The organism is Bergeriella denitrificans NBRC 102155 (assembly GCF_001592185.1).
Taxonomy (GTDB): domain Bacteria; phylum Pseudomonadota; class Gammaproteobacteria; order Burkholderiales; family Neisseriaceae; genus Neisseria; species Neisseria denitrificans.
On record NZ_BCWL01000191.1, the window covers coordinates 1 to 3,971 of the forward strand.

Genomic DNA, 3,971 nt, shown 5'->3' on the forward strand with positions numbered 1-3,971 from the left:
ATAGCGTTGCTGCGGCCCGCCGCCCTGTATCAAACTGACGAAACGACGATAAAACCGACATGACCGACCTTCCCATCCACCGTCATCTTGCTGAAACCGCCGACGAACGTTTATTGCTGGTACGCCAAGTGCCGCAGCAGATTTTTTTAATCGGCGCAGACGGCGACATCAGCCGCCGCCTACTGGCCGCGCGTTATCCGCAGGCCGTGTTTGCCGAATACGATCCGCGCCCCGATTTTCTGCAAACCGCCGCCGCCGCGCGCAAGGGCGGATTGTGGCGGAAGCTGACCGGAAAAAGCATTGCGCAAACCTGCCAAGCCATGACCGCGCCGCTGCCCGAGGCGCAGGCGGATATGCTGTGGGCCAACCTGAGCCTGATAACCGCAGACAGCCTGCAAGCCGTATTCCGAAACTGGGCGCATGCGCTGAAAACCGACGGCCTGCTGTTTTTCACCCATTTCGGACGCGACACGCTGGCGGAACTCAAAGGCCGTCTGAACGAACTCGGCATTTCATGCGAAACGCCGACCCTTATCGATATGCACGATCTCGGCGATATGCTGGCCGACAGCGGTTTTTACGATCCGGTAACGGACACCGCCAAGCTGGAACTGCATTACCGCAAAGCCGCGACGTTTTGGCAGGATATGGATATGCTGGGGCTGTGGCAGGCTTTGCAAACCGACCGGCCGCAAGAAGCTGCCGCCGCGGTCAACCGGATTTTTGCGGAGGAAGGCCGTCTGAACATCACACTGGAAACGGTGTACGGCCATGCAGTGAAAAAGTTGGTGCTGCCTGAGGGGGAGAATGTGGTGCGGTTTTATCCGAAAGGGTAAGGCGGTGCGGTAAATAAAAAAGAAAAGGCCGTCTGAAAAAATGATTTTTCAGACGGCTTTTTTTGTAAGGATTGGGTTTCAGCGGCGGGTTTCGTGCGGGGCGGCTGTGTCAAATCCGAACAGCTTGCGTGCGTTTGCGCCTAAAATCTGTTGCCGTTCTTGTTCGTCTTCTACAATCTCATGCAGCAGCTGCCAATTCTGCCCGTATCCGGTTTCGCTTTCGTGTTGGGTATGCGGCCAGTCGCTGCCCCATACGATACGCGCCTGCATGCCTTGCGCCTGCAGCATACGGTAGATTTCTTTCCCGCGCGATACCTGATTTTGGGGCGCGGCCAGGCGGTACAGGCCGGAGAGTTTGACCCAGTGTTTTTCGGGATTCAGCAGGGTAATGAATTGCCGGAATGTTTGGCCGGAGAGGTCTTGCTGCGCTTCGGGGCGGCCGAGGTGGTCGATGACGATATCGACGGGCTCGTTTGCCAGCGCAGGCAGCAGTTGCAGCAGATAATCCGGCGGGCAATGCAGCTCGAGATGCCAGCCGAATTGGTGCAGCAGCCCGAGCAGCCGTTTCCATTCGGGTGTGCCGACGTCGGGGACGGGCTTGCCGAACAGGTTCAGCCGGATGCCGCATACGCCTTGGCTGCGGTATTGCGCCAGTAATGCTTCGGAAACATCGGTGTCCACGACGGCCACTGCTTTCAGACGGCCTTGGGATTGCGCGACGGCCTGCAGCATGACGCTGTTGTCCGTGCCGTAAAAACTGGGTTGGATTAAGACGCCGTAGTGTAATCCGCAGGCATCGAGACGGCCCAGGAAGTCGGTCACGGATGCGTTGTAATCCGGCGTGTAGCGGGCATTTTCGATAAAGTTGCCGTCTGCTTCGAATACATGGGCGTGCGTATCAACATAATTCATGGTTTGTCCTCCGGTAAAACGGCTACATGATGATTTGTGCCGAGATGACGGCGATAACGGCGGCGGCCACGCCGATCGGAATGGCGCGGAACAGCAGCTGGTTCAGCAAGGTGTTTTTATCGATGCCTTCGGGGGCAGAGCCCAGAATCAGGCTGCCGCCCGACGAAAACGGTGAAATCGCGGTTGCTTGGGCACCGACGACGACGGCAACGAACAGCAGGGCGGGGTTCAGACCCGAATAGGCGGCAATGGTCGGGATGATGGGAAACAGCGTCGGCGCCACCACGCCCAGTGTGCTGGAGAAAACCGACATAACGGCGCCGATGCAGCACAATACGATGGGAATCAGCCAGAATGCGACATTGCCGGATACCCAGCCGGAGAACGCTTCGACGATGCCGGCCTTAACGGCGATGCCGATGAGCATGCCCATGCCGCAAATCATCAGCAGGGTGCTCCAGGGGACGAGTGCGATGACTTTTTTCTCATCCGCCAGCTTCAGCACCATGCTGATTAAGGTGAATACGATGGCGAGAAAGCCGATGTCCAGCTTGGCATTGGCGCGGGTAATCCAGTCGTTTTGCGGCCATATCAGATGCAACACCGGGAAAGCCAATACGATGGCCATCAGCAAGACAATCAGGTAAATCGACTGTTTCTGCTTGGCGGTAAAGGCTTCCGGCTTTTCCGCCTGTATGCTGATGGCGGATGTTTGGCGGTTCCACAGGGAATAGCCGCCTAAAATAACGATGGGCACCAATAAAGTTGTGATAAAAATCACGGAGGTATAGCTGAACGCCGTTTCCTTGGCGATGCCCGAGGTTTCCAGCAGCCCGCGGAAAATCACGCCGCTTTGCGAGGTCATGAAATTGGCGCCGGCCAACGCGCCGTAATTGACGGCCATGCTGCCGATGACGAGGTTCATCTTGGTTTTCTGGCACAGCAGCAAAGTCAGCGGCGCCATAAATGCCAGCACCGTATAAAAGCCCGCGCCCAAGCCCGCAATCAGTGTGGCGGCTGCAAAAACCGCCAAAGGCAGGATATTGGGAAAATTGCGGCACTGATACAGCAAATGCCCCGCCAGTTTTTCAAGCGCGCCGTTTGCCAGCGCCACGTTGTAAAACAGGCTGACCGACAAAATCACAAAAAAGATTTTCACCGGCCAGAGCTTGATTAAATCCCCTGCGGATAAATCCATGCCGAAACAGCCGATAAGATAAGCAGCGGCAATCGCATAAAATCCGATATTGATTTTGGTCAGATAGCCCGCCGCGATTACTGCTAATATCGTTATTAGAATAAGCGTCATCATATTTTTCGTCCTCCTGATTATCAGAGCCTGCCGACAGCAAAGCAGTTTCGGCAAGCCCGCTTCTCCAAAATAATCATTCATCTAGTCATATATATGACTAGATGAATGATTATTGGCGGACGTGTTATATTTGTCAACCTTTTTAGCGAAAAGCGGAAAAATGGAATTGCATATCTCTCAGATGGCGGAAAAACTGCCGCGTTACGAACAAATCCGCCACCTGCTCCAACAAGAGCTGGCCAAGCAATCCTGGCCTGTCGGCGGCACGCTGCCGAGCGAGCAGATTCTGGCCGAAACCTACGGCGTTTCCATCGGCACCATCAGAAAAGCCGTCGATTTATTGGTGCGGGACGGCTTATTGGAAAAAGTTCAAGGCAAGGGCACATTTGTCAAATATCCGGACTTTACCAGCTCGCTGACCCGGTTTTTCCGGCATCGAAATAAAGCAGGCCAGGCCATCATCCCGACGGGCAGGGTGGAAAAACTGGCCGCCGTTGACGGCAACGGTGAAATCAATGCTTTTTTAGGCCGGGCGGAACACGAGCCTTTGATTTACATCGAACGCACCCGCCGCTTGGACGGTAGCGTCATCGTCAGCGAAAAAATCTGGCTGCCCCGCGAACCGTTTGCCGCATTACTCGAGCTGAAACCCGCGCAGTTTGATGATTTGCTGTATCCGCTCTATATCAAGCAATGCGGGCAGCTGATACTCTCCGCCCGCGAGCAGCTGACCTTCCTGCCCCGCTATACCGATGATTACCTGCCAATCGGAGACGGCGGAGCAGCCGTTAAAATCCGGCGTTTGGCATACGGTATCAACGGAGAAATCTTGGAATATCGGGAGTCTTACGGAAAAGCCGTGGATTTTTGCTATGAAACGGTGATTGCCTGAGTAAGGCGCAGCAACGTTA

At 55.2% G+C, this 3,971-nt stretch carries 4 protein-coding genes; 2 read left to right on the forward strand and 2 right to left on the reverse strand.

Going from position 1 to position 3,971, the window contains the following annotated elements; genetic code table 11:
- The first annotated feature begins 59 nt into the window (after positions 1-59).
- A complete protein-coding gene (locus tag BDE01S_RS08880) occupies positions 60-836 on the forward strand; it encodes a methyltransferase domain-containing protein (protein ID WP_066080405.1) in 777 nt (258 codons plus the stop codon).
- Positions 837-914: 78 nt separating this feature from the next.
- Here the strand turns inward: BDE01S_RS08880 and BDE01S_RS08885 are convergent, their stop codons facing one another.
- Complete coding sequence (locus BDE01S_RS08885; RefSeq protein ID WP_066080408.1) at positions 915-1,748, reverse strand: amidohydrolase family protein; 834 nt, start codon at positions 1,746-1,748, stop codon at positions 915-917.
- Positions 1,749-1,770: 22 nt separating this feature from the next.
- The gene (locus tag BDE01S_RS08890) at positions 1,771-3,141 is read right to left on the reverse strand and encodes an SLC13 family permease (protein WP_218015868.1); all 1,371 of its coding nucleotides are present in this window, start codon (positions 3,139-3,141) and stop codon (positions 1,771-1,773) included.
- Positions 3,142-3,220: 79 nt separating this feature from the next.
- On the opposite strand from BDE01S_RS08890, the gene BDE01S_RS08895 reads away from it, so the two are divergent.
- Complete coding sequence (locus BDE01S_RS08895; protein WP_066080412.1) at positions 3,221-3,952, forward strand: GntR family transcriptional regulator; 732 nt, start codon at positions 3,221-3,223, stop codon at positions 3,950-3,952.
- Positions 3,953-3,971 lie beyond the last annotated feature (19 nt).

Excerpts from the sequence above, each read along its gene's own strand:
- BDE01S_RS08890 (WP_218015868.1), bottom strand. The coding sequence starts at position 3,141 with ATGAATGATTATTTTGGAGAAGCGGGCTTGCCGAAACTGCTTTGCTGT.
- BDE01S_RS08885 (WP_066080408.1), bottom strand. The coding sequence starts at position 1,748 with ATGAATTATGTTGATACGCACGCCCATGTATTCGAAGCAGACGGCAAC.
- BDE01S_RS08895 (WP_066080412.1), top strand. The coding sequence starts at position 3,221 with ATGGAATTGCATATCTCTCAGATGGCGGAAAAACTGCCGCGTTACGAA.
- BDE01S_RS08880 (WP_066080405.1), top strand. The coding sequence starts at position 60 with ATGACCGACCTTCCCATCCACCGTCATCTTGCTGAAACCGCCGACGAA.